Annotated in this window: 24 protein-coding genes; 16 read left to right on the top strand and 8 right to left on the bottom strand. The window is 47.6% G+C overall.

Annotated features, from left to right (window positions below; genetic code table 11):
• The first annotated feature begins 49 nt into the window (after positions 1–49).
• A complete protein-coding gene (locus ACFQ45_RS00250) occupies positions 50–1,147 on the top strand; it encodes a GGDEF domain-containing protein (protein ID WP_377364156.1) in 1,098 nt (365 codons plus the stop codon).
• A gap of 58 nt (positions 1,148–1,205) precedes the next feature.
• On the opposite strand, the gene ACFQ45_RS00245 is transcribed toward ACFQ45_RS00250, so the two are convergent.
• Positions 1,206–2,441: a sugar MFS transporter gene (locus tag ACFQ45_RS00245; RefSeq protein ID WP_377364154.1), complete on the bottom strand. Its 1,236-nt coding sequence runs from the start codon at positions 2,439–2,441 to the stop codon at positions 1,206–1,208.
• 211 nt (positions 2,442–2,652) lie between these two features.
• Positions 2,653–5,037: a methyl-accepting chemotaxis protein gene (locus tag ACFQ45_RS00240; RefSeq protein ID WP_377364152.1), complete on the bottom strand. Its 2,385-nt coding sequence runs from the start codon at positions 5,035–5,037 to the stop codon at positions 2,653–2,655.
• 124 nt (positions 5,038–5,161) lie between these two features.
• Between ACFQ45_RS00240 and recJ the strand changes: the two genes are divergently transcribed.
• From recJ to ACFQ45_RS00200, 8 genes are all read left to right on the top strand, one after another.
• Complete coding sequence (gene recJ / locus ACFQ45_RS00235) at positions 5,162–6,886, top strand: single-stranded-DNA-specific exonuclease RecJ (RefSeq protein ID WP_377364150.1); 1,725 nt, start codon at positions 5,162–5,164, stop codon at positions 6,884–6,886.
• A gap of 112 nt (positions 6,887–6,998) precedes the next feature.
• The gene (folD, locus tag ACFQ45_RS00230) at positions 6,999–7,841 is read left to right on the top strand and encodes a bifunctional methylenetetrahydrofolate dehydrogenase/methenyltetrahydrofolate cyclohydrolase FolD (RefSeq protein ID WP_377364149.1); all 843 of its coding nucleotides are present in this window, start codon (positions 6,999–7,001) and stop codon (positions 7,839–7,841) included.
• A gap of 98 nt (positions 7,842–7,939) precedes the next feature.
• Positions 7,940–8,530 carry a UPF0149 family protein gene (locus ACFQ45_RS00225; protein WP_377364147.1) on the top strand — a complete coding sequence of 197 codons (591 nt, stop codon included), beginning with the start codon at positions 7,940–7,942 and terminating at the stop codon, positions 8,528–8,530.
• Between the two features lie 61 nt (positions 8,531–8,591).
• Positions 8,592–9,896: an aminopeptidase P N-terminal domain-containing protein gene (locus tag ACFQ45_RS00220; protein ID WP_377364145.1), complete on the top strand. Its 1,305-nt coding sequence runs from the start codon at positions 8,592–8,594 to the stop codon at positions 9,894–9,896.
• Between the two features lie 28 nt (positions 9,897–9,924).
• The gene (locus tag ACFQ45_RS00215) at positions 9,925–11,121 is read left to right on the top strand and encodes a UbiH/UbiF/VisC/COQ6 family ubiquinone biosynthesis hydroxylase (protein WP_377364143.1); all 1,197 of its coding nucleotides are present in this window, start codon (positions 9,925–9,927) and stop codon (positions 11,119–11,121) included.
• A 210-nt stretch (positions 11,122–11,331) separates the two neighbouring features.
• A complete protein-coding gene (locus ACFQ45_RS00210; protein WP_377364141.1) occupies positions 11,332–12,402 on the top strand; it encodes a Fe(3+) ABC transporter substrate-binding protein in 1,071 nt (356 codons plus the stop codon).
• Between the two features lie 22 nt (positions 12,403–12,424).
• The gene (locus tag ACFQ45_RS00205; RefSeq protein ID WP_377364139.1) at positions 12,425–14,086 is read left to right on the top strand and encodes an ABC transporter permease; all 1,662 of its coding nucleotides are present in this window, start codon (positions 12,425–12,427) and stop codon (positions 14,084–14,086) included.
• Positions 14,087–14,102: 16 nt separating this feature from the next.
• Entirely contained in the window at positions 14,103–15,179 is a 1,077-nt protein-coding gene (locus ACFQ45_RS00200; protein ID WP_377364137.1) for an ABC transporter ATP-binding protein, read from the top strand.
• 47 nt (positions 15,180–15,226) lie between these two features.
• On the opposite strand, the gene ACFQ45_RS00195 is transcribed toward ACFQ45_RS00200, so the two are convergent.
• A complete protein-coding gene (locus ACFQ45_RS00195; protein WP_377364135.1) occupies positions 15,227–16,093 on the bottom strand; it encodes an HDOD domain-containing protein in 867 nt (288 codons plus the stop codon).
• A 112-nt stretch (positions 16,094–16,205) separates the two neighbouring features.
• Between ACFQ45_RS00195 and ACFQ45_RS00190 the strand changes: the two genes are divergently transcribed.
• The gene (locus ACFQ45_RS00190; protein ID WP_452600435.1) at positions 16,206–17,402 is read left to right on the top strand and encodes a class I SAM-dependent rRNA methyltransferase; all 1,197 of its coding nucleotides are present in this window, start codon (positions 16,206–16,208) and stop codon (positions 17,400–17,402) included.
• A gap of 58 nt (positions 17,403–17,460) precedes the next feature.
• On the opposite strand, the gene ACFQ45_RS00185 is transcribed toward ACFQ45_RS00190, so the two are convergent.
• From ACFQ45_RS00185 to ACFQ45_RS00170, 4 genes are all read right to left on the bottom strand, one after another.
• A complete protein-coding gene (locus tag ACFQ45_RS00185; RefSeq protein WP_377364131.1) occupies positions 17,461–18,345 on the bottom strand; it encodes a carbon-nitrogen hydrolase family protein in 885 nt (294 codons plus the stop codon).
• The gene (locus tag ACFQ45_RS00180) at positions 18,342–18,938 is read right to left on the bottom strand and encodes a GNAT family N-acetyltransferase (protein WP_377364129.1); all 597 of its coding nucleotides are present in this window, start codon (positions 18,936–18,938) and stop codon (positions 18,342–18,344) included. The genes ACFQ45_RS00185 and ACFQ45_RS00180 overlap by 4 nt, the downstream gene beginning before the upstream one ends.
• Positions 18,938–19,345 (bottom strand): ketosteroid isomerase-related protein, encoded by a 408-nt coding sequence (locus ACFQ45_RS00175; RefSeq protein ID WP_377364127.1) that lies wholly within the window; start codon positions 19,343–19,345, stop codon positions 18,938–18,940. Before ACFQ45_RS00175 ends, ACFQ45_RS00180 begins: the two co-directional genes overlap by 1 nt.
• A 155-nt stretch (positions 19,346–19,500) precedes the next feature.
• Positions 19,501–20,166 (bottom strand): histidinol-phosphatase, encoded by a 666-nt coding sequence (locus ACFQ45_RS00170; protein ID WP_377364126.1) that lies wholly within the window; start codon positions 20,164–20,166, stop codon positions 19,501–19,503.
• Positions 20,167–20,300: 134 nt separating this feature from the next.
• Here ACFQ45_RS00170 and ACFQ45_RS00165 point away from each other — a divergent pair, with 134 nt between their 5' ends.
• The 4 genes from ACFQ45_RS00165 to lgt are packed head-to-tail and all read left to right on the top strand — an operon-like array spanning position 20,301 to position 23,940.
• A complete protein-coding gene (locus ACFQ45_RS00165) occupies positions 20,301–20,801 on the top strand; it encodes an RNA pyrophosphohydrolase (protein ID WP_377364124.1) in 501 nt (166 codons plus the stop codon).
• A 30-nt stretch (positions 20,802–20,831) separates the two neighbouring features.
• On the top strand, positions 20,832–21,710 hold the full coding sequence (locus ACFQ45_RS00160) for a phosphoenolpyruvate-utilizing N-terminal domain-containing protein (protein WP_377364122.1): 879 nt from the start codon (positions 20,832–20,834) through the stop codon (positions 21,708–21,710).
• Positions 21,711–23,120, top strand: a complete 1,410-nt coding sequence (ptsP, locus tag ACFQ45_RS00155) for a phosphoenolpyruvate--protein phosphotransferase (RefSeq protein WP_377364120.1) — start codon at positions 21,711–21,713, stop codon at positions 23,118–23,120.
• 22 nt (positions 23,121–23,142) lie between these two features.
• Complete coding sequence (lgt, locus tag ACFQ45_RS00150; protein WP_377364119.1) at positions 23,143–23,940, top strand: prolipoprotein diacylglyceryl transferase; 798 nt, start codon at positions 23,143–23,145, stop codon at positions 23,938–23,940.
• A gap of 43 nt (positions 23,941–23,983) precedes the next feature.
• Here lgt and ACFQ45_RS00145 read toward each other — a convergent pair whose 3' ends face one another.
• Complete coding sequence (locus ACFQ45_RS00145; RefSeq protein ID WP_377364118.1) at positions 23,984–24,835, bottom strand: thymidylate synthase; 852 nt, start codon at positions 24,833–24,835, stop codon at positions 23,984–23,986.
• Between the two features lie 74 nt (positions 24,836–24,909).
• Here ACFQ45_RS00145 and folA point away from each other — a divergent pair, with 74 nt between their 5' ends.
• Complete coding sequence (folA, locus tag ACFQ45_RS00140) at positions 24,910–25,410, top strand: type 3 dihydrofolate reductase (RefSeq protein WP_377364116.1); 501 nt, start codon at positions 24,910–24,912, stop codon at positions 25,408–25,410.
• 3 nt (positions 25,411–25,413) lie between these two features.
• Positions 25,414–25,833: a secondary thiamine-phosphate synthase enzyme YjbQ gene (locus ACFQ45_RS00135; protein ID WP_377364115.1), complete on the top strand. Its 420-nt coding sequence runs from the start codon at positions 25,414–25,416 to the stop codon at positions 25,831–25,833.
• Positions 25,834–25,881: the final 48 nt, after the last annotated feature.

The following is a 25,881-nucleotide window of genomic DNA, read 5'->3' as shown; positions in this document are numbered from 1 at the left end:
CTTTTAAGCTATTGTGCACTGATTGAGTAAATGCAAAGCTGGGCTGTTAATGGGAAAAGTGTCAAATAGTGTCCTACATCAGAAATTTAGAAGATGGTTATTAGCCACTTTACGTGCAGGGACCTCTTCTAAATCCATTTCGGATGATTCGCGCCGCACATTTATTATTAATTTGTTTTGCCTGGTGGGGGTGTTGTTTACTGCGCCATTAGGCATTTTGGCTCTTATTCATGGCAGTCTATTGGTCGGGTTTGGCCTGATATCTGTCGCTGTCTTGTACTTTTTTAACCACCTTTTTATTCGCCGCACTCAAAATCACGTGCTCTCTGGCAATGTCATTCTCTATCCTCTTTATGCTTTGATGCTGTATTTGGTGTACAGCGGTGGAGTGAATGGAACTGGGCACGTTTGGATTTATTGTATCCCTCCGGTTTCGTTATTTTTGCATGGGTTAAAGCGCGGCTTAACTGAAGTTGTGTTGTTTACCGTTGGCTTAGTGGTGATTTTATTTTTGCTTGATACGCCCTTTGATGATCTCGGTTATCACCCAGATCTGAAGTCTCGAATTGTCTATTCCTTTGTTTTAATAAGCTTTTTGTCGACCATTTATGAATACATATCCTCTCGATTCAATAAATCCTTACAGCAACTATCGATAAAATTAGAGCAAGCCGCTACGACAGACCCTTTGACAGGGCTGCTTAATCGTCGAGGGTTAGAGCAGCACTTTTTGGCAGAAGAGTGGTTGATGCCTAATGTATGGCTTATGGACGTGGACTTTTTTAAACGTATTAACGATGAATTCGGTCACGACCTTGGAGATGAATATCTCAAAGCATTAGCAGATACTATGTCGACTTTTTTTCAGGGTAAGCCTGTTTTGATTTCTAGATGGGGTGGTGAAGAGTTCTTGATTGTGCTGAATAATATGGAAGATCAAAGTGAATTGGCAAACAAGTTACGTGAAGTGCTGGGTTTGGCATCGGTTCAGGTGTCTGATGGGCAACGTAAGAGTATCTCTTCTTCAGTGAGTATTGGGGTCACTATGATGCGTGCAGGAGAGTCGATTACAACGGCGCTTGGGCGTGCAGACAAGGCATTGTACCAAGCGAAAGAAATGGGGCGAAACCGCATTGAGAAGGTTTGAGCCTCGTTCTAGAAAGAATTAGGTATAAAAAAAGCGCTCCTTGGAGCGCTTTTTTTAATTAATGGTTACGGACTTTTGAGCCGATCAAACCATAGTATGCAATAAAGACATAACAAAGGGCTGGCAGGATGAAGGATACCTGTAGGCCAATTGTGTCTGCAAAGCCGCCTTGAACTACCGGTACGATGGCACCACCTACAATCGCCAGACAAAGCAAACCTGAGCCACGGCTGGTGTTTACCCCAAGACCTTTTAGCGCCAAGCTGAAGATCGTCGGGAACATGATGGAGTTACATAGACCCACAAGCAAGATCGACCACATGGCAACGCTGCCAGAGCTAAAGATCGCAATCAGGATTAAGGCAACCGCAGCCACACTGTTAAAGGCTAGTAGCTTGCCTGCAGCGATTTTCTGCATCAGCACGGCACCAGCAAAGCGGCCTATCATTGCTCCGCCCCAGTAGTAGGCAATGTAATGGGCAGCTTGTGCTTCAGGTAGGCCTGCCACTTCTTCTAGACCGAAGAAGTTCACCAAGAAGCTACCAATCGATACTTCCGCGCCCACATACATGAACAGAGCAACGGCTCCAAGGATCAGGTGGCGGTATTCTGTGAGACGAGTATTTTCATCTCCAGTGGCGGTTTCGTCTTCTTCAAGGTTGGGGGTTGGCAAAGAGATTTTTGTGAAGATCAGCGCCAATAGCACCAACATCACGGCTAAACCGAAGTAAGGCACGATGACGCTTTCAGCTTCGGCTGTGTCCGTTGCAAACTCTGTGACGGCGGAGAAAATCAATACACTGCCGATGATAGGTGCCACTGTTGTACCCAAGGAGTTGAATGCTTGAGTCATGGTCAAGCGGCTAGAGGCGGTCTCTGAAGGTCCCATTACGGTCACTAAAGGGTTCGCTGCCACTTGCAGGATAGTGATGCCGGATGCCAACACAAATAAGGCCGTTAGGAAAATCCAGTAGGTTTGTGCTTTTGCTGCGGCGATGAATAGTAGGCAGCCTGCTGCTGCGATTAATAGGCCGATCCCTAGGCCTCGTTGGAATCCTACCTTTTTAATCAGGTTCCCTGCTGGCACAGACACCAAGAAGTAAGCGCCGAAGAAACACATTTGAATCAACATGGCTTGGGTGTAGTTCAGTGAGAAAACTGATTTAAGGTGAGGGATAAGAACGTCATTTAGAGAGGTGATGAAACCCCACATAAAAAACAACGAAGTTAGAGCAACAAGCGCGAAGCGTTGACTGGACGCGCCCTGGCTCGAAACAGAGGTTTGAGAGCTCATAGTATCGACCTATTACAATCGTTTAAATGGGATGGTTATAGGGCGCTGGATCATACCCGAGCTCGGTTGTATGTTGATCAAATATTGTGAAAGATACGGTATAAATCCACGTATCATGCATATTCAAAAGAGAAGTGTAACGGATTCTTGCATTATGAAAGATACTCTTCCGCATATTTTGCGGAAGAGTAGGTTAGCTTGTGAAAGGTATTTATTCTGGATCTCGAATGGTGGCTCGGGGGGCAGTAGAGTGGTTGTTATCGGTGACGGTAAATCGCTGGATCTGCTGGGTGATTTTATGGCCCAGTTTCATCACATCGCTACCGACCTTAGCTGACTCGGCGCTGTGCATTTGCACTTCTTCAAAGCTGTCATTCATACGCTCATAGCTATGAGTTACTTCGACAAAGTTACTTTGCTGCTGGGAAATAGACAGGCCAATACTTTTGACCTTGTTAGCAATCATTTCCATGGCATCGTTCACAGTATTGAGAGTCACCTTGCTGTCCTCAACTTGTTGCACGGATAAGGAGGCGCTGGCACCGCTTTCCTCCATCAATTTGGCAACCTCTGATGTACTGTTTTGGATGGCGGAAACCATATTGCTGACTTCGTTAGTGGACTCTCGAGTTCGGGACGCGAGGGTTCGCACTTCGTCTGCGACCACCGCAAACCCGCGTCCCGCTTCTCCTGCACGGGCTGCTTCAATGGCTGCATTCAATGCCAGTAAGTTGGTCTGCTCTGCAATGTCATTAATGACACTGATGATGCCTGTGATCTGGGTCGTGTCTTGTTTCAAAACCCCTAAAGCGTCTAGCGCACGGGAAAGATCTTCAGACATGGTTTGCATGGTGGCTGAAACGGTTGAAATGCTCTGCATACTGTCAGCAACCGTAGCAAGACCTTGGTTACTTGAATCATCGATGTCTGTTAGTTCTTGTGCGACGTCAGCCGATGATTGGTGGGTTTGGTCGAGGAAGTCTCTTACGTTATCTGCCTGCGCTTTTTGACTGTCGTTGGCTGCATTGAGGCGATTGATTACGGCAGAGGTGTCTTGAGAGATAGGTTCCAAGCGCACTACGGATTTTAAGACAGTAGACAGGGTGTTATCGATTTGAGCGATAAAATCGTTGATGCCATTGGCTAGCATTCCCACTTCGTCTTTGGATTGCACTGGTAAACGTTGCGTCAGGTTGCCCTCACCTTGGGCCAGATCTTCTACTAAATGCACCATTTGTTTAATGGGGCGAGTAATGTAGAGCGCTAATACATAGCTCAAAAGGGGACCTACGATCAAAGCAATAACTGAGAGTAGCAGGGTATTGCGTTCTATTGTTTGTTGCAGCGCTGCAATGGGGGCTAAGGCTTCGTCCACGCTCTGCTCGGTTATCAAGCCCCACTTTAGACCATGAATCGTAAGAGGTTGGTAGCTGACTAATACATCTTGCCCCAGATAGTTTGTTATTTGATCATTGCCAGATTTCCCTGCTAAAGCGGCGTCTATTGTGGTGCCTTGAATCGGAAAACTACTGATCGTTGTGTTTAAACTATCGATTTCACTGAGTATGTTCTGGTCGATTCCTGTGTCTGCAAGGTCAGCCAGATAGCTTTGTTTATCTTCATAAAAAGGTCGCACATTACTGCGCAGAGTGTGATCGCTACCAACTAAGTAGCTTTGTCCAGTGTTACCAAGTCCCACTTGTTTCCAGTTTTGACCCGAGTTGACGGTGTTATTTATCTCATCCACAGGCATTTGGAAAATGAGAACGGCAATCAGATTATTGCCGTCGAAGATTGGAGTTGAGATAAACGATGCGGGGGCATTGTAGGAAGGGCCATAGGCGGCGAAGTCCGTTAGGGTGATATCGCCAGGTTTTGATGCGGTTAATGCGCCAGCAAAAGCTTTACCTATCCCTGTGTCTTTATAAGGGCCTGTTTTAAGGGAGGTGGCGAAGTCCAGCTCCTTAAATACGCTATAGACTATATTGCCGGAGTTCGCATCAGCAATGAACACATCGTAGTAGCCAAAATTCTGTTGAAAAGTGCGCATCATAGAATGGTAGTGGCTGTGTACAGCATCGTATTCGCTGCCATTTTTAGCACTGATCAGCGTGTCTTTTTCACCTAGCGGCGCAGGGTTATTGGCAATGTAGTTCGCTTGGAGTAGGGTCGCAACGGGGCTTATTTGATCCAGCAAGGCGGTTGGATTAGAGGAGCGGTCTAGATTGAGTGAAGCAAATTGCTGGTCGAATTCGTTTACGTAATAGTCTCTCAAAGCGGCTTTGCTTTGTGCGAGATCCTGCCTGTGTTGTTGCTCATATACAAAGAAAGCTTTGGTGAATTCCTTGGCCGCATCAATGATGGCCTTGTCAGTGGCAAAAGTTCGTACTTGTTTGTCGATAAAACCAAAATAGGTACTAATCGATTCAGCAGTTAGAGAAGACACTCCAGTGAGTTTTTCTTGGGCGTTTTGTGTGAGGGATCTAGAACCTTCTTCCAGAGCGTTTTGGCTCAGAGTGAAGCCAATAATCAGGGCAGGGACAAAGGCTAAACAGGTCCCTAATAAAATGATTCTTGATTTGATAGTCAAACCCATGCACGAATTCCTTGTTTGCTAGTAGGTAAAGGGGGTGTGTTTATTAAGCAAGTTTCAGTCCTGTCTACCCCTTTGAAATGTAGGGTTTGTGTTAATATTAGTAAAAATTTAAATGAGTACCACAATGCGAGTTTTGACACGAGAAGTTGTACCCGAGAGCCCGTCTACGTTTCCCGCGAGTTTCCCTCCGACCTTGGCGCGTATTTATCAATCCCGAGGCGTTAACAATTTTCAAGAATTGGAATACAAACTAGCCAGTTTAGAGCATCCCAAGCACTTTTTTGATATTAGCAACGCGGCCAATATTCTGGCAGATGCGATCGAAACAGGGCAGCGCATACTCATTGTTGGCGATTTTGATGCAGACGGTGCCACTTCCACGACCTTAGGTATCTTGGCAATGCGTGCCATGGGAGCTATCGATCCCCAGTACCTGGTTCCGAATCGTTTTGAATACGGCTACGGGTTGACCCCCGAAATCGTTGAATTGGCTCAAGAGCTAGAGCCGGATGTGTTGGTCACGGTGGATAATGGCATTGCCAGTCTTGACGGTGTAGCGGCGGCAAAGGCGGCAGGCATGAAAGTGGTCGTCACAGATCATCACCTTCCAGGGGATGAGTTGCCCAATGCGGATGCGATTGTGAACCCGAACCATCCTGAGTGTGGGTTTTCTAGCAAAGCCTTGGCGGGCGTTGGGGTGATTTTTTATGTGATGTCCGCGCTCAGGGCAGAACTGTCTTCTCGGAATTGGTTTGAACGTGAGCACATTCCTCGTCCAAATATGGGGGATTATTTGGATCTTGTGTCTCTCGGCACTGTGGCGGATGTGGTGGCACTGGATGCAAATAACCGTATCTTGGTGCAGCAAGGACTGCAGCGTATTCAGGAAGGCAAGGCCCGCCCTGGGATCCTAGCTCTGCTGGAGCTAGGTGGGCGTGATCATGCTCGTATCAAGGCCACAGACTTGGGCTTTGTGGTGGGACCAAGACTGAATGCCGCAGGTCGATTGGATGACATGTCTATTGGTATTGAATGCCTATTAGCAGAGCAGCCTATGTTGGCGCGCTCCTATGCGGAGCAACTGGATCAGTTAAACCGAGAGCGCAAGTCCATTGAGTCGGACATGAAGCAACAGGCGGAGCAGTATCTGGCTGGATTGGATGACGATCAGGATTTACCTAATGGCATGTGTTTTTACCAGCCAGATTGGCACCAAGGGGTGATAGGGATTCTCGCATCGCGCATGAAAGAAAAGTGCCACCGACCTGTGATAGCGTTCGCAAAAGTCGATGACGTTAACCTGAAAGGCTCAGCTCGCTCCATTCCAGGGGTGCATATTCGAGATGCTTTGGATCTCTTAGCCAAGCGCCATCCGCATCTATTGAGTAAGTTTGGGGGGCATGCCATGGCCGCAGGAATGTCCATCCGTGAAGCGGATTATGCTGAATTTGCAAAAGCATTTGATGAGATCATTACGGACTGGGTGACGCCTGAACAGCTTGAAGCCACTCTGTACACAGATGGCCCGTTGTTGCCTCAAGACTTTAGTTTGGAATTTGCAGAACAGCTGCATCGCGCTGGCCCTTGGGGACAGGCATTTCCTGAGCCCTGTTTTGACGGGGAGTTTGAGCTTTTGCAACAGCGTATTGTGGGGCAAAAGCATCTAAAACTGACCTTAAGAGAGCCTAGCTCCGGGTTGCTGGTGGATGGAATTCACTTTTTTGTGGATTTGTCCTTATGGCCAAATACCGCGTCCCGAGCACGATTGGTGTACAAGCTGGACGTCAATGAGTTTCGAGGGCAACGTAACTTGCAATTGATGGTGGACTACATAGAGCCGATTGCATAAATAGGGCGTTAAAACACGAGTATTTGCATTATCAGGGGCGGCAACTTGCTGAGAATAGGATATAATCTGCGGCCCCCATTTAACCACATATACTATTTCCAGGAGTTCATTCATGGCTGCACTGGTTCTTGACGGCAAGCAATGCGCGAAAGAAACCGAAGAGCGTTTAGCAAAACAAGTTGCTGAACTGAAAGCGCGTACCGGCGGTACCCCAATTTTAGCAACCATTTTGGTTGGTGCTGATCCAGCATCCGCAACCTACGTAAAGATGAAAGGAAACGCTTGTCGCCGTGTAGGCATGGATTCGCTTGCTATTGAATTGCCAGAAACAACCACAACTGAAGAGCTGTTGGCAAAAATCGATGAGTTGAATAACAACTCAGATGTACATGGCATCCTATTGCAACACCCTGTACCACATCAAATTGACGAACGTGCATGTTTTGACGCGATTGCTGCCCACAAAGATGTAGACGGCGTTACCTGTCTAGGCTTTGGTCGCATGGCGATGCAAGAACCTGCATACGGAGCAGCAACGCCTGCTGGCATCATGCGTATACTTGAAGCCTACAATATCCCGTTAGAAGGCAAACACGTTGTGGTAGTAGGTCGTAGTCCTATTCTTGGTAAGCCAATGGCAATGATGATGTTGAATGCCAATGCTACCGTGACTATCTGTCACTCACGCACCCAAAACCTTCCTGAGTTTGTGAAGCAAGCAGACGTGATCGTTGGGGCTGTAGGCAAGCCTGAGCTGATCAAAGCGGAATGGATTAAAGATGGCGCAGTGGTTGTCGATGCTGGCTACCATCCTGGCGGTGTTGGTGACATCGAGTTGGCACCTTTGGTGGATCGTGTAGCCGCTTACACACCGGTACCAGGCGGTGTGGGTCCGATGACCATCAATACTTTGATTCTGCAAACACTAGAATCTGGCCTAAAACAAATAGGCTAAACTTGAATCTAGATATGTGACCCTAATATAGGTCAACATAGAGAGCCGTGCCTTCGGGTACGGCTTTGTTTTTTATCGAATACAAAAAGGCTAAATCCATGTCTACAGAAATGCTGCTCGACGCCCTCGACTTTGATCTGATTGCCGATGTCTTTGTGACCGAATCGATTTCTGCGTCTCCTGCAGAACTTCACGGTCAGTTGTGTGGTTATCTTGCTTCCGGTGTGAACCTACCATTGGAAGATTGGTTGACCATGGTGGCTGAATTCTGCGACATCGAAGGCTGGAAAGAAGATGCTAGTCGTGAAGCCATCGTTGAGCTGTACCAATCAACACAAGCGCTATTTAAAAATGGCGAGTATGCTCTGGTGCCTTGCATCAGTGATGACGATGCGCCAATCAGTGAGCGTGGCACTACTTTATCCCAGTGGGCTCATGGATTCTTAGCAGGTTATGGCTTGTCTGGCCGTAAAGAAAAATTGTCAGATGACACGAAACAAGTGCTGCAAGATTTTGCCAACATTTCCGCCATGCAGGGAGATATGAAGGATCTTGAAGAGAACAATGACAATGAAACGGACCTAATGGAATTAATTGAGTACGTTCGTTTGTCCGCTATGATGCTCTACTCAGAGCACCATGGGGTGTCAGAGTCGCCTGATGCGGAGCAGTCGCCACGTTTCCACTAATACTATGCGGCTCTAAAGTGTCAGAAAGTTAATTCAGTTGTGAGTGTTAAACGAGGTGTACATGACGTTATCTAAAGAAATCTATCAAGCCCGCCGTCGTCAATTGATGGCTGCTTTGCCAGACAACACGGTAGCTGTGATTCGCGCAGGCGAGTTGTGCACCCGTAACAACGACTGTGATTATGAGTTCCGTCCGAATTCGAGCTTCTATTACTTGACGGGTTTCAGTGAGCCCAGCGCGGTTTTGTTCATTCTTGGTGATGGTACAAGCCATCTGGCGGTCCTACCGAAAGACCCTGAACGAGAGCAATGGGATGGCTTTCGCCATGGCATTACGGGGGCCATGCAAGATTTTGGAATGGACCAAGCGGTTGAATTAGATGAGCTGGATGATCTGGCACTAGAGCTGCTTGATGGCGCGAGCGACATCGCACTTTTGATGGCGGATGAATACTTACGTGATCAAGCCCTCGCCTGGCGCGATGCTTTAGCGGCTAAAGCTCGCATGGGGGCTGTGGCACCTGTGTCTTTGCTGGATCTGTCTGATCCATTGTTTGAAATGCGCTTAATCAAAGATGCTGCGGAAATAGAGATCATGGAAAAGGCCGCGCAAATCAGCGTGGAAGCGCACAAACAAGCGATGAAATCCGTGCAGCCAGGCATGATGGAATATCAACTCGAAGCCGAGCTGAACTACGTCTTTATGAAAAACGGAGCCCGTGTTCCCGCTTACAACAACATAGTGGCCTCTGGTAGTAATGCTTGTGTACTGCATTACATTAAAAACGACGAATTGATCGAAGATGGTGATCTCATCTTGATTGATGCAGGGGGAGAGCTTAGTTGCTATGCCTCAGACATCACTCGTACCTTCCCTGCCAATGGCAAATTTTCTGAACCACAAGCTAAGTTGTATCAAGTGGTGCTGGATGCCTACCACGCAGGCTTGGCGAAAATGACCGTTGGTGCTGCCTATGAAGACTTTCACAATGCCGCGGTGGAAGTGCTGACCCAAGGTTTAGTCACTCACGGATTGCTGCAAGGGGATGTGGCGGACTTGATTGAGCGCAAAGCCTATCGCGACTTTTACATGCACAATACCGGACACTGGCTGGGATTAGATGTTCATGATTGTGGCCGATATAAAGTCGATGGGGTGTCTCGCCCTCTTGAAGCTGGCATGGTGGTGACCCTTGAACCTGGACTGTATGTGAACCCAGACAATGAATCCGTTGACGAGCAGTGGCGTGGTATCGGCATTCGCATCGAAGACGATATTTTGATACGAGAAGAAGGTCCTTACGTACTGACTCATGGGTTAGCAAAAGAAATTGATGATATTGAAGCGTTAATGGCGTCCCGATAAAGGGAGCCTAGTAAAGGCAGGAAGTAGCATGGCCAGAGAATATGACGTAATTATCTTAGGTGCCGGTATGGTCGGCGCATTGACTGCAGTGCTGACAGCACAAAAGGGGCTGACGGTTGCTCTAATAGATAAGCACTCGGGGCAGTTTGATTTATCCGTTCCACCCGCTTATGACGCTCGAGTCAGTGCTATTTCCTTGTCTTCTCAGCAGCTGTTAGAAGCGGCGGGAGCCTGGCAAAGAATCGATAAAAGCCGCCTAGCACCCTATCACAAAATGGTCGTCTGGGATGGTTTAGGTGATGGCTATGTGGATTTTGATGCACACCAATTTCAACGTGGGGATCTTGGGCAACTCGTTGAAAACGCCGTGTTATGCGATGCGTTAATGCAGTGCGTACAAGACACCCGTGGTATTGATCTTTATCTCGGTCAAAGTGTTGAAGAGCAAGGTTATACTGCCCAGGGTGTCGCTGTGACATTGACGTCCGACCGTCAATTAGAGGCCTCCGTATTGATTGCCGCGGATGGCGCAAATTCTCAGGTCCGTTTGAATAACGGCTTTGATACTGTGGAATGGGACTATGGTCACCATGCCATAGTGACGACTGTTGAAATCGACCAGCCCCACCAAAACACCGCTTGGCAAGCCTTTGGTGAAGAGGGGATCTTGGCATTTTTACCTTTGCCCAGTGTGGCGGATCGCCATTTCGTCTCCATTGTCTGGTCCGTAACGCCAGAAGATGCGCAAGCGCTAATGGCGCTGGACGAAGCTAAATTCTGTCAGCGATTACATTATGCGACGAACCGCCGCTTTAACGCCTTGTCTTTGACCGTGCCGCGCCAAGCCATTCCTTTACGCCAGCGCCATGCAAAACACTATGTGCAAGAGAACATTGCCCTAGTGGGGGATGCGGCTCATACGATCCACCCTTTAGCCGGTCAAGGGGCGAACTTAGGCTTTTCAGATGTGAGTGCCTTGGTTCCTATTTTGGTGAAAGCCCATCAGCGTGGTGAAGCCCTAGGCAGCTTAAAAATCTTGCGCCGTTATCAGCGTGCTCGCATGTTGGATAACATTGCCATGTCTGCCTCCATGGAAGCGTTTAAGCGTACCTTCTCTACCCAGCAACCTATGGTGGTTCAGTTGCGCAATATAGGGATGAGTCTGTGCCATAGGTCTGTTTCCGTAAAGCGGCAGCTCGTCGCCCATGCTGCGGGTATAAAATAACCTATTCAATCATTCTGATTAAAAGAGAACCTTGGTTCTCTTTTTTTGTCTATGTCATTTCATATATTAGATTTAAAGCAAGTTTGTGCTTGCTAAGCTTGAAAAATATGTAAACAAAAACGGTTTTCATTTATAGTTTCATTGGTGCGGGCACGTTAGCCCATGGGTTGCATTCAATGAAACCGTCGCAAACAAGAAAAAGGTTGTGTAATGATGTCATCGCTTAAAACTCTAGCTCTGAAAAACTCTTCTCATATGGCTAAAGGTGTTTCCCTTGCTGTGATCTTAGGATCTTCTTTTGGTTCTGTAATGACCTATGCGGCAGGTGAGGTGAATGTCTACTCAGCACGCAAAGAAGCTTTGATTGAACCTGCTCTTGATGCCTTTTCAAAAGCTCATAATGTGACCGTAAACCTTGTCACAGGCAGTGCCGATGCTTTGTTGCGTCGTCTTCAAGTTGAGGGAGATGCGAGCCCTGCGGATGTCTTTATTACCGTGGATGCGGGACGTTTATATCGTGCGAAAGATGCGGGTGTACTGCAAGCATTTGAGACCGATGTGCTAAATGATGTGGTGCCCGACAACCTACATGACCGTGATGGTTACTGGTACGGCCTGTCCCAGCGTGCCCGAGTGATTTTCTATAACCCTGAGAAAGTCCAAGCGTCTGAATTATCTACCTACGAAGCCCTAGCTGATGCGAAATGGAAAGGTCGTATTTGCATGCGCTCGTCATCAAATATCTATAACCAGTCCCTTGTTGCATCTATGATTGAGTCGGACGGTGAAGCTGCGACCCAGGAGTGGCTCAATGGCATAGTGAAAAACTTTGCTCGCCCACCTGTTGGAGGGGATACTGACCAATTGAAAGCGGTCGCAGCGGGTGTGTGTGACATTACTTTAGCAAATACTTATTATTATGGTCGTTTAGGTCAAAGTGACGATGCAAATGATCGTGCAGTATATGACGACGTGGCACTGTTCTGGCCTAACCAAGAGGAAGGGGACCGTGGTGCCCATGTGAACGTAAGTGGCATTGGCCTGACTGCGGCGGCATCAAACATTGAAAACGCAAAATTGTTGGTGGAGTTCCTAACGAACCATGAAAGCCAAGTTTGGTATGCGGATGTCAATAATGAATACCCAGTGGTGGAAGGCATTGCCCCGCCAAAGAGCTTGCAACCATTTGGGGATTTCCGTGCTGATACCATGTCTTTGAGTGTTCTAGGTGATAACAACCGTAAGGCGGTTGAGATGATGGATATTGCCGGCTGGAAATAAATATATTTGAGAATTTGACTTTATGTCATCGATAACAAGTCGTTTGCCCGCAGCGCAGGAGCGTCGCGGGCTTCCTTGGTTAAAAATCAGTGCCATCAGTGTTGCTCTGTTGTTAGCGCTTCCTGTTGCCATTATTTCGATCAATGTGTTTTTAGGGGGCGGTGAAGTATGGACCCATCTCTATAACACTTTGTTGTGGGATTATATTTCCAACTCTCTATTGCTGATGATTGGGGTGACTCTTGGTACCTTGGTTATTGGTGTGCCCGCCGCATGGCTTACCAGTGTCTGTGATTTTCCTGGACGAAGAGTTTTCTCTTGGGCGCTGCTGTTACCTTTGGCCATGCCAGCTTACATTATTGCTTATACCTACACTGGGTTGTTGGATTTTGCTGGCCCAGTGCAAACCTTTATTCGTGACGTCACTGGATTAGGGTATGGCGACTATTGGTTCTTTGAGATGCGCTCCTTAGGCGGTGCCCTGGTGATGCTGTCCTTGGTGTTGTATCCCTATGTGTACCTCATGAGTCGAGCAGCCTTTTTAGAGCAATCTGCTAACACCCTAGAAGTCTCCAGAACATTGGGTTACTCCGCTCCCGCGGCGTTTTTACGTTTGGCTTTGCCCATGGCGCGTCCTGCAATTGTGGCAGGGGTTACTCTTGCCATGATGGAGACACTAGCGGACTACGGTACGGTGCAGTATTTTGGCGTGACCACCTTCACCACTGGCATCATGCGTACCTTTTATGGTTTTGGTGATTTGGCGGCTGCTTCTCAGTTGGCAGGTATTCTGCTGTTGTTTGTGGCCGTGCTGATTTTTACCGAACGCTATTCACGTCGCCGTATTTCTTACCATGCTTCTGGGCTACGTAAAGCCAGCGATAGAACTCTAAAACTAACTGGTATAAAAGGATGTTTGGCCTTTGCCATGTGCTTTTTGCCTATTTTAGGTGGATTTATACTGCCGGCTGGGGTGTTGTCTTATTGGGCTATATTTAAGGCTGAAAGCGTTGGCTGGGACTTTGTGATTCTGTCTTGGAATTCGTTTTATTTGGCGGCCTTGGCTGCGCTTATAGCTGTGTCTTTGGCCCTCGTACTGGCCTATGCTGCACGCTTGCATAATACGCGTTCGGTTAATACCGCAGTGACGAGTGCAGGGTTAGGGTATGCCTTGCCAGGTACGATTATCGCCATAGGTGTGATAGTCCCCCTTGCTTGGTTGGATCATCGCCTGATTGATTTTGCCAAGGCTGTGTTCGGGGTCAAAATCGGGTTATTCTTTTCTGGCACCATTGCCGCCTTGTTGTTTGCTTATACTGTTCGTTTTATGGCGGTATCCTTAGGCTCGGTGCAAAGTGGCCTTGGTAAAGTGAAGCCTAGTATGGACATGGCTGGGCGTTCGTTAGGTTGTTCGCCATCTCAGGTGTTGAAGCGCATTCATATTCCACTGATGAAGAGTTCAGTGCTGACGGCTCTTTTAATCGTGTTTGTGGACGTGCTAAAAGAGCTGCCCGCAACTCTGATCTTGCGGCCATTTAATTTTAATACGTTGGCGGTTCGTGCATTTGAGTTGGCGTCGGACGAGCGTTTGATCGATGCGGCTCCAGCATCACTAATGATTGTATTAGTGGGATTACTGCCGGTTATTTTGTTGAGCCGATCTATTTCTGCCACGCATCACTAGGGTGAAGAGATAAAATATGACTGCAATGCCCCCAAGTAAAATGCTGAAAGAACTAAAGCTGACTGATATCTGTGTTGGCTATCAAGATACCCCTGTGGTGCAAGATGCGAACTTCCGTTTGGTTGAAGGTCAGATTGGTTGTTTACTCGGCCCAAGTGGCTGTGGCAAGTCTACTTTGTTACGAGCGATTGCTGGTTTTGAACCTCTAATGGATGGCGAGATTACCTTAGATAATGACGTCTTGTCCTCTAAGAGCCATGTGGTAAGTCCTGAAAAGCGCAGCATTGGCATGGTGTTTCAGGATATTGCTCTATTTCCCCATCTTACCATTTACGACAATATCGCCTTTGGCCTAAAAGACTGGTCTAAGAGCGATGTAAAAGCCCGGGTGGAGTATTTGTTGGGCTTGGTTGGGTTAGCTGGTTTTGGTGCCCGCTACCCTAGCTCACTTTCCGGTGGCCAACAGCAACGGGTAGCCTTGGCTCGTGCGATTGCTCCAAGGCCAAAGCTGTTGTTAATGGATGAGCCTTTTTCAGGGCTGGATGCAAAGCTTCGCGAAGAGCTAGTACCGGACATCCGAGCTATTCTGCTCCATGAGAAGGTCAGTGCAATCTTAGTGACCCATGATCAGGCCGAGGCCTTTGCTATGGCGGACCAAGTGGCCATTATGGAAGCGGGGAAGATTCTGCAAGTAGGTACGCCCTATCAGATTTATCACGAACCGATATCACGCTTTGTGGCTATGTTTATTGGTCAAGGGGATTTTTTGCCTGCGGTGGTATGTGGCCCTGATTGCGTACACTCGGACTTGGGTAATATCCGTGGTGAGTTGCATCATGGTTTTGAGACAGGTGCTAAGGTGGATTTGTTGGTCCGTCCCGATGATGTGCTACATGATGATGACAGTGAGTTCAAAGGTTTGATTGTCAGTAAGTGGTTCCGAGGATCCTACTTTTTATACCGTGTAAAATTACCTTCTGGAAAGGTGATTTACTGCTTTGCTTCGTCCCACCATAACCATTCTATTGGTCAAGAGATCGGCTTGAGTGTGGATCTAGACCATCTGGTTATGTTCCCGACGATTAGCGAATAACGATACAAAAAAAGGGCCGTTTGGCCCTTTTTTAGGCAATTGATCGGTTATAGGTTACCGATCCCTTGTTCGTGGCAAACGTCAATCATGCCCTCAAAGTCATATTCCGTGAGCTCTAGATGTTCTAGGGCATAATGCCCCATTGCCATCCATTCGTAGTCCTCACTGGCTTTACCTATGTGGCGGTAGGTGCCACTGATGTGTTCCGCCATTTTTAGTACGGATAAGAAGGTTAGGTTCTTGCTGTCTCCAGCATGGCGGTTGGTGTAAATATGGGAGGCTCTGTGGAGGTTGGCAATGACATAGCAGCTGGATTTGGGTAAAGCCCAAGACTTCGCCAAATAGTAGCCGACCACAGAGTGGTTGGTTCGAAAGTTTTGATTTTCAAGGTCTGTCAGCTCAAAGGTCGGTGACTGATACCCTTGCTCTAACACTTCCCGATAACCTGAGAACCGAGACATCATTAAGGGAATGCCTGCGTTGTGGAATAGACCCAGAGCGTAACACTCGTCTTGGTATTTAAAGCCGATCTGCTGGGCAATGCTAGAGCAGACGGCCGCTACATCCATGGCGTTGTCCCAGAACTGGTGCAAGCTCTCTATGGCACCATCAGACAGCTCACTTTTAACGGATAACCCATTCACAATATTGGCAATGGAGTTGATGCCGAGCATCATGACCGCCTGTTGGATAGAAGAAATCTTGCGAGGTAAGCCATAGTAAGCGGAGTTTACGAACTTGAGCACTGCGGCGGAGAGCCCAACATCTTGCGAAATGATTTGTGCAATTCTCGCCATATCGGGTTCAGGCATGACTTGCTCCATGTGCAAATCAACCATGACTTGAGGTTGAGGAGGGATGGCTATTCCTTGAAGTACACGCTTCACTTGATCATCAGTTAACCCTGTCGACATCCTGCCCTCGAAATATTTTGATTGGTGAATTTTGTTTAAAAATTATAGCTAGCGTAGCAAAACAGATACGATCTTCTATAATAGCGTTTTTTTTGTAATCTTGGTGAGTACTTTGAGTGTAATTAGGTTAAAAGGGCAGGCGGACAGACGTATTCGTGCGGGCCATCAGTGGATATACAGCAACGAAGTGAACACGGATGCTACCCCTTTGAAGCAGTTCAATCCTGGTGATCAGGTAGTGGTGGAAACCGCTCAAGGGAAGCCGTTAGGGATTGCAACAATCAATCCTAATACGCTGATTTGTGGGCGTTTGATTAGTCGTAGTACGGATACCGTATTAAACAAATCAACCCTGATTCACCGCTTGAAAATCGCCCTGTCTCTACGTGAGATGAGCTATCCAGAACCCTACTACCGCTTGGTGTTTGGCGATTCAGATGGCTTATCTGGCTTAGTGGTCGATCGCTTTGCAGACATTCTTGTGGTGCAAATCTCCACCGCAGGTATCGAGCGTATTAAAGAGGAAGTCATCGAAGCTTTACAGGAAGTGGTCAAGCCAAGCGCTATTCTGATGAAGAATGATGGCAAGATGCGAAACATCGAAGGTTTGGACACTTATGTTGAAGAGGTGTTCGGCCATGTGCCTGAAGTGGTCTATCTAAAAGAGAATGATGTGTTGTTCCAGGCCCCTGTGTGGGATGGACAGAAAACTGGCTGGTTCTATGACCACCGTGAAAACCGTAAAACCATGCAGGGCTTTTGTTCTGGTAAACGTGTATTGGACGTGTTTTCTTACGTGGGTGGATGGGGTGTTCAGGCTGCTGCCGCAGGTGCCACAGACGTGACTTTTATTGATGCTTCTGACGCTGCCCTAGAGCACGTGGATGCCAACTTGGCGCTAAACCAATACGAAGGTGAAGCGAGTTTAATGCATGGGGATGCTTTTGAAGCCATGCAGTCCTTGATCGAAGAAAAGCAGCGCTTTGATGTGGTCGTTATGGATCCGCCAGCCTTCATTGCTCGACGCAAAGACATTAAAGCAGGTGAAGGGGCTTATCACCGTGCCAACCAGCTAGCCATGCGTCTGGTCGCGAAGGGCGGTATTTTGGTGTCAGGGTCTTGCTCAATGCACCTGGAAACCAGCCGTTTGCATGACATTGTGCGCAGCAATAGCCGTCAATTAGAGCGCTTTTCTCAGTTGATCTATCGCGGTACTCAAGCACCAGATCATCCCGTGCACCCTGCCATCCCAGAGACGGAGTATCTTAAAGCTCTGTTTTATCGGGTGCATAACAATATGGGGCTATAACCCACAATTCATAAAAAACGCAGCCTTGGCTGCGTTTTTTATGTAGGTCGCATAACCATTAAGAGGCTTGGGATGGGCCTTTAGGAATGAATTGCTTACGCCAGTCTCGATAGTTAAAAACTTGTCCTTGGGAACGAATTCTAGAGATTTGACTTAAATCCACCGTGGCATAAACCCAACCAAAGTGGTCTGGATTACCTTCAGCCAAGATGCCATTGTCAGGAAAACCATAATCCACTGGTGTATAGACGCTGCCCCGTCCTGTATTGATATCCACCGCCTCAGACCAAGGGGCTAGGCCGACGGTAGGGGATTGCACCACATAGCATTGGTTTTCCAAAGCTCTCGCTTGGCAGCCAATGCGTACTCGGTGGAAGCCTGCTTCGGTATCGGTGCAACTTGGCACTAATAATAAGTCAGCGCCAGCGGCCACCTGCTGGTGGGCGATCATTGGAAACTCTGAGTCGTAACAGATATGGATGCCGATGCGCCCCAAGTGCGTATCGAACACTTGAATCTGCTCCCCAGCGGAGATGTGCCATTGTTCGTTTTCAAAACGCGTCATCATGAGTTTGTCTTGGAAGCCAATAAAGCCTTCTGGCCCAAACAGGGATGCACGATTCACAAACTGACCTTCCCCGATTTGCGTAGGGAAGGAGCTTGCCAGGATGATCACATTAAATTGCTTCGCCAGATCAATGTGCAGTGCATACCAATCTGGCAATAAGGACTGCATTGCTTCGATTTGTTTGTGTAGGTCGCTGTATACATCCTGACCAAATAAAGAGGCTAATTCCATGCTGCCGTATTCGGGGAACACCAACAGTTCGGCGTTCTCTTTTGCCGCAGCGTCTACCCAGTGGGTGAGCTTAGCTTTTGCATCCTGCCAAGTGTCAAAAAAGCCAATGTCGTATTGTGCTGTCGCAATTTTAAATACACTCATATCAATGATTTCATCCAAAACATCATAGGTTTTTCAGTTTCCGTTGCCTGACCAATATCTTTCCAACTAAAGTATGTGCTGAGCTCAGGGTGCTTCTGATAGCCGCGATTGCGCCAGAAATCATCGAGGGGGTGGTAATCTTTTGGCTTGGCAGGGTGATCGTCAGGCCTTTGCACCCCACAAAAACAGGCGTGTTCCATGCCTTTGATGGCTTTTGCATGGGCTTCCCTGTGTTCAAAGAACGCAACGCCTGCCCCTTTGCCCCGGTAGGTGGCCAATAGCACGGATTCACCACAATAAAAGATACTGTCTATGTCATGACCGGCTTCGAGAAACGGGCGCTGTACCTCTTCAACTTCCTCTTTAAGGGGGACGCCTGTGGAAGCCCCGACTATTTTGTCACCATCAAACGCCAGTACGATCACGCTGTTAGGGGCTTCAATATAGGTTTTCAAATAGTTGGCTTCGTAGGCAAGATCTCCCTCATATAGGTAAGGGAAGTCGCGAAAGACAGTCATGCGCAAATGCGCTAATTCATCAAGGTATTGAATCAGCTCCAAACCGCTAAAACGTTTAAAAGTTAACATAGTCATTACTTAGACACTTGAGCGATCCAATCTTCTAGATTGTAGTAGTTGGTAACCCGAGCCACTTTATTGTCCTTGATATCAAAAAATGCCCCTGCTGGAAGGCGGTAAGTTTGGCCGTTGGCTTCTGGTAAACCTTCGTCTGTGGCCAAATATTCCCCTAGTACAGTGAACTCAACGGCTGCACGATTCCCTTCTGGGTTCGACATGATGACAATGTCAGTAATCGTCTCTTTGTAGTTGCGATTCATTCGATCCATGAAATGTTTAAAAGTTTCCTTCCCCACTTCGCGATCACCTTGGTTGATATCGTGGATCACATCCTCTGTTAACAATGACAAAAAAGTGTCCATGTCTTGTGCGTTGAAAGCATCGTAGTAATTTTGCAAGAGTTGAACAGTCGCTTGGCTCATGGCGCGGATTCCTTGTTTCTAAAAAGAGAAAGCTTGGATCATATCAAAAGCTCAGTTCTGGGAAATGGGGAAAAGTAGAGTTGGCAAAAACATGCATGGAAAATGTCGCAATGGGAAATAAAAAAACGCAGCCGAAGCTGCGTTTAGAAGAAGTTTTAGGCTTGGTTATCTCGTAATGAAATATGAGGCCAGCCACGCTCTTTAGCGATATCGGTTAATGTTGGGTCGGCATCCACGGCCACAGGGTGATCGACTAGCTCCAGCAAAGGAAGATCATTTCTGGAATCGCTATAGAAATAGCTGCCTTCCATAGAATGCCCAGTTTCCTCTAGCCATTGATTAAGGCGAGTGACCTTGCCTCCTTGGAAACTGGGGACACCGACGATATTCCCTGTGTAGACATCATCAATGACTTCTGGAACCGGTGCAATAATGTGATCCATTCCTAATTCTGCTGAGATCGGCCCCGTGACAAATTCGTTAGTGGCCGTGATGAGTAATAGGAAATGACCTTGATCCTTATGGAATTTTAGGAGCTTGGTGGCCTCAGCTTGCATCATAGGGCGTACTTTGGTGTCCATAAACTCCTCATGCAAGGTTTCACGCTCTGCTTTGCTAAACTGAGTCAGTGGTTTAAGACTGAAAGCGAGGTACTCATGAATGTCTAGCGTGCCAGCTTGATATTGTTCAAAAAAGCGATCATTGGCTTCTTTATAAACCGCCACGTCCACTAAGCCTTTTTCAACTAAAAACTGTCCCCAGTTGTAGTCACTATCACCGCTTAACAGGGTGCCGTCCAAATCAAAAATTGCCAGAGTCACAATGTCACCTATCATCATAAATTGAGAGCGTCAGTATAGCGATGCAGGTCACAAATAACAGCCCGATTAATTGTGTGAATGACCGAATTGTGGAACAATGATGTGTATTAGATTTTAGTTATAAGGTGAGTCTCGTGATTGATGCAGACGGATATAGACCGAATGTAGGCATCATTTTGATGAACGAGCGAGGCCAGCTACTTTGGGCGAGACGAGTGGGTCAAAACGCATGGCAGTTCCCCCAAGGTGGTATCAAATCGGATGAAACTCCAGAGCAAGCGTTATACCGAGAATTGAAAGAAGAGGTGGGGCTTGAACCCCATCAAGTAGAAATTGTCGGAAGAACTCGCGGATGGTTACGTTACCGATTGCCAAAACGTATGTTGCGCCATAATAGCAAACCCCTGTGTATCGGACAGAAACAGAAATGGTTTTTGCTTTCCATTCGCTGCGCAGACGCCTGTGTCTGTGTAGACAGTTCGGATTGCCCAGAGTTCGATGGTTGGCGCTGGGTAAGCTATTGGTATCCGTTAGGGCAGGTTGTCTCGTTTAAAAAGGATGTCTATCGTCGCGCACTTAAGGAGCTAATCCCCAATGCGCATAGGTGGCTAAGTCGTAGGAAAAAGCCAGCATAAGCTTGACCCTACATTGAGAGTAGAGGATTTATGTTAAGTTTATTGAGACGTATCACTCAAGAAGTAACGGCCGCCCAGTCGTTGCAGGCGGCGTTGGATATTATCGTACGCCGTGTGCGCCGCGCCATGCGTTCGGAAGTGTGCTCAATTTACTTAGTCGATCCCAACTCTCAAGATTACATTTTAATGGCGACCCGCGGTCTGAATGCGGATGCAGCGGGTAAGCTGAGTCTTAAGGCTGATGAAGGCCTCGTAAGTTTGGTGGGCCGTCGTGCCGAGCCAGTTAATCTTGAAGACGCCCATGTTCACCCTGCGTTCCACTACCTAAGTGGTACGGGTGAGGAACGTTATCGTTCCTTCTTGGGTGTGCCTATCATCCATCATCGTCAAGTGTTAGGCGTATTGGTTGTTCAACACGAAGAACGTCGCCGCTTTGATGAAGGTGAAGAAGCTTTTCTAATTACCCTTTCAGCCCAATTAGCAGGTGTTATTGCTCACGCGGAAGCGACCGGTGCGATGATGTCTTTGACACCAAATTCACCGCCGGTGGGAGCAGACTTCCGTTACAAAGGGATTGCGGGCAGTTCTGGTGTGGCGATTGGTAAAGCTGCGGTGATCTTTCCTCCTGCGGATTTGGACGTCATTCCAGATCGCGTTCCACAAAGCGTCGAACAGGAAGTTGAAGATTTTTACCAAGCTCTAGAAGCCGTTCGTGGCGACATTCGCAAAGTCAGCAGTCGTCTAAGTCAGCATATCAGCAGTGACGAAAAGGCGCTGTTTGATGTGTATTTGAAAATCTTAGACGACAACTCCTTGGCGGCAGAAATTGTCAGTAAGATTGAAGAGGGTAACTGGGCACCGGGTGCACTGCGCCAAGTTATCAAGTTACACATTTCCTTCTTTGAGTAAATGGAAGACCCGTACTTACGTGAGAGAGCGACTGATATTCGTGACCTTGGGCGTCGTATTTTGTCCCATTTGCAAGAGAAAACCCCTAGTGTTACAGAAGAGCTTACTGAGCCAGTTATCATCGTAGGGGAAGAGCTGACGGCCTCCATGTTAGGGGAATTCCCCCTCGACAAGGTAAAAGGTCTGGTGTCCGTGATGGGCTCCAGTAGCTCCCACGTCGCTATCCTTGCACGAGCCATGGGCATTCCTACTGTCATGGGGGCGGTGGATCTGCCCTACAGTAAACTCGATAAAGTCGACATGATCGTTGATGGCTATTCTGGTCAGATTTTTACCTACCCTTCCGACGCCATTATTGACAGCTATCAGCAGATCGTTGACGAAGAACGCTTGTTAGAAAGCGAGTATGAACAGCTAAAAGACCTACCTTGCGAAACCCTAGATGGCCAGCGCATAGGTTTGTACGTGAACACCGGATTGTTGGCAGACATTAACCGTTCCCTGGATCGTGGTGCTGAAGGTGTGGGCTTGTACCGTACCGAAGTGCCTTTCATGATTCGTGACCGTTTCCCAACAGAAGCGGAACAAGAGCAGATTTACCGCCAGCAGCTTCAAGGTTTTGCCCCTGCGCCAGTGACGATTCGTACCCTGGATGTGGGAGGCGATAAAGCCCTGCCTTATTTCCCCATTAAAGAAGAAAACCCCTTCTTGGGTTGGCGCGGGATTCGAGTGACCCTAGATCATTTGGAAATTTTTATGGCGCAAATACGTGCCATGATCAAAGCCAGTGCAGGTCTTCATAATTTGAAGATCATGTTGCCCATGATATCCAACGTCGCAGAAGTAGAAGAAGCCCAGTCGCTGATTCGTCGCGCATACGCGGAAGTCAAAGAGGAAGGTTACGATGTCATCATGCCTAAAGTTGGGGTGATGATTGAGGTGCCAGCTGCTGTGTACCAAGTCAAAGAACTGGCTGGCATGGTGGACTTTATGTCTGTGGGCAGTAATGACTTAACCCAATACTTGCTTGCGGTGGACCGTAACAACTCACGGGTGGCTGGTTTGTATCATACCTTCCATCCAGCGGTATTGCGTGCCTTGAATGATATCGTCGAGCAGACCAAGGGCGAAGGAATTAAATTAAGCGTTTGTGGCGAGATGGCCGGCGATCCATTGGGAGCGATTCTAATTATGGCCATGGGTTACGACACCTTGTCGATGAGCTCCACCAGCTTACCTAAAGTGAAAGCCGTATTGCGCAAGCTGACTATGGAACAAGCAGAAGATATGCTCGCTCAAGTGATGTCTCTTGCCCACGCGGACGCAGTGAAGCAAACCTTGATGAAACTTGTTCGAGAGGCGGGTGTCGAACGCCTAATTCGCCCTTCTAAAACGGCAGCCCTACAGTAATCAGACCTCACTAAGGCCTTCTATGATTTCCTATCCAGACATCGACCCAATCGCTATTTCGGTGGGTCCTCTAGCCATCCATTGGTATGGCTTAATGTATTTAATCGGTTTTTTATCGGCTTACTTCTTAGGTGTGTATCGCGCCAAGCGTTCCAATGGTCTGTGGACACCAGAACAAGTCAGTGACATGATTTTTTTTGGTGCCGTAGGCGTTATATTAGGCGGCCGTGTTGGCTATATTCTGTTTTATCAGTTCCCGTCTTTTATTGATAATCCACTGGTATTGTTTAGAATCTGGGAAGGGGGCATGTCCTTCCACGGTGGATTGCTGGGCGTCATAATCGCCATGTGGTGGTTCGCCCGTAAAACCCAAAAACATATTATCGACATCACTGACTTTGGCGCCCCTTTTGTGCCGATAGGTTTGGGCCTTGGACGTTTGGGTAACTTCATTGGTGGTGAGTTATGGGGTAAGCCTACAGATGTCTCTTGGGCGATGATCTTCCCAACCGATCCGATGCAGTTGGCGCGTCATCCTTCTCAACTGTACCAGTTTGCGTTAGAAGGGGTTGCCCTCTTTGCCATCCTTTGGTTCTTCTCTCGCAAGCCTAAGCCGCGTTATTGTATTTCGGGGCTATTCCTACTTTGCTACGGTCTTTTCCGTATCTTGGTGGAGTTTGTACGGGAGCCAGATCCACAAATCGGCTACTTAGCATTTGGTTGGTTGACTCAAGGGCAGCTGTTATCTGTGCCTATGGTTTTATTGGGTGCGGGGATGATTTGGGTTGGTTACAAACGTCAGGTGTTTCCTCAAAAATAACCTGAAGAAGACACCTAGCCTTGGCTAGGTGTCTGACACTGTCTTAAACCGAAAATGGGTACGCGATTGGCTCGTGGAACTCATATCCTTCCACGTCAAAATCGTCCAAAGTCACCCAAGTTTCTAAGTCTTTTAACGTCTTAATATCTGGGTTGATCTTAAAGCGCGGTGCGGCCAATGGCTCGCGTTTGAGTTGTACATCGCGCATCAGCTCTAGTTGATCTTCGTAAATGTGAGCGTTGACGATTTTATGATAAGCCTTGCCTGGTTTCTTGCCAGTAATCTGCGCCATGATGGCAAGTAGGAAGTACACTTGAACCATGTTGAAATTCAGGCCTAGAGGGACGTCACAGCTGCGCTGGGTGCTGTTTAAATAGAGAGTATCACCCAATAGGGAAAAATGATGGCTGTACATGCAAGGGCGTAGGCAGGCCATATGCAGTGCCCCAGGGTGATAGAAGGTAAAAATCTCTCCACGGTTATCAACGCCACGGGTTAAGTCGTCAACAATCTGTTGTAGCTGATCAACGGAGCCCCCATCAGGTTTCGGGAAGTTACGTCCAATAGCGCCGTAGCATAAGCCCATGTCATCTTCCCCTTTGCGGTAGGGGTTGTTGAGCCATACTTGGTTTTCATTGGCGTTGGCGTCCCATGTTTTAGTGCCCAAGGCGCGAAAATCTGCTGCGTTATCGTAGCCACGTAAGTAGCCGATGATCTCAGCAATGGCAGACTTCCAGTAGCTTTTACGGGTGGTGACCAAAGGAAATTCCCCAGCACTTACATCATAGGTCAGGTCAGCATTGATCACTGTTAAACAGCGCTTGCCAGTGCGTTCGTTTGCTACCCATTCGCCCTCGTCAATAATGCGACGACAAAGATCTAGATATTGTTTCATGCAATTGAGTCCATGGTCGGTATAATATTGGCGCAGAGTATATCAAATTGCCCCTTGTGTGTATCGGAGTGAAAATGCTGTCTTTAATTGTTGCTATGTCGTCTAACCGGGTCATCGGTGTGAATAATTCCCTACCTTGGCATCTGCCAAATGATCTGAAGTACTTTAAGCAAGCGACCATGGGCAAGCCAATTATCATGGGGCGTAACACGTTTGAGTCCATCGGTAAGCCGTTGCCTGGTCGTCGCAATATTGTGATCAGTCGCAATCCAGACTATCAGCCAGATGGGGTCGATGTGGTCAGCTCTTTGGATGCTGCGATCCAGCTTGGTGAAGACATTTGCCTAGTAGATGGGCAAGAAGAGGTAATGATCATTGGTGGTGCCCAGATCTATTCTTTGGCGTTAGAGCGAGCAGATCGTTTATACATTACTCATGTGGATGCAGAGATTAATGGCGATGCGTTTTTCCCAGAAGTGAACTGGGCAAACTACGAAAAAATTGGTGAAGAAACTTTCGCTGCTGAAGGTCATAACCCTTACGATTACCGTTTTAGCGTCTATCAGAAAGGCTAAGCTATGTGGTTACAAAGAGAGATTACTCTATCCCCGCGCAAGCGAGGTTTTCATCTGGTGACCGATGAAATCTTACGTCAGATTCCCGAAATGACTCGCTTAGAGGTGGGTCTGCTGAATGTGTTTATTAAGCACTCATCTGCCTCTTTGACCATTAATGAAAACGCGGATCCTACGGTGCGTGTGGATTTTGAGAGTTTCTTTAATCACGCGGTCCCAGAAAACGAGCCTTATTACCAGCACGTTTACGAGGGCAGTGATGACATGCCTGCCCATCTAAAAAGTAGTATTTTAGGGGCAAGCTTAAATATTCCTGTCACCCGTGGCGATTTAAACCTAGGGATTTGGCAGGGTATCTATTTATGTGAACACCGCAACCACGGTGGCTCTAGGACATTAGTGTTGACGCTCCAAGGGGAGTAGATTTCATATAAATAAAAAGGAGCCCAAGGGCTCCTTTTTATTTATTCG

This window comes from Rhodanobacter aciditrophus, from assembly GCF_042679525.1.
Taxonomy (GTDB): domain Bacteria; phylum Pseudomonadota; class Gammaproteobacteria; order Pseudomonadales; family Marinomonadaceae; genus Marinomonas; species Marinomonas aciditrophus.
Note: the sequence above shows the minus strand (reverse complement) of the source record. Positions and strands in the feature narration are given on the sequence as shown.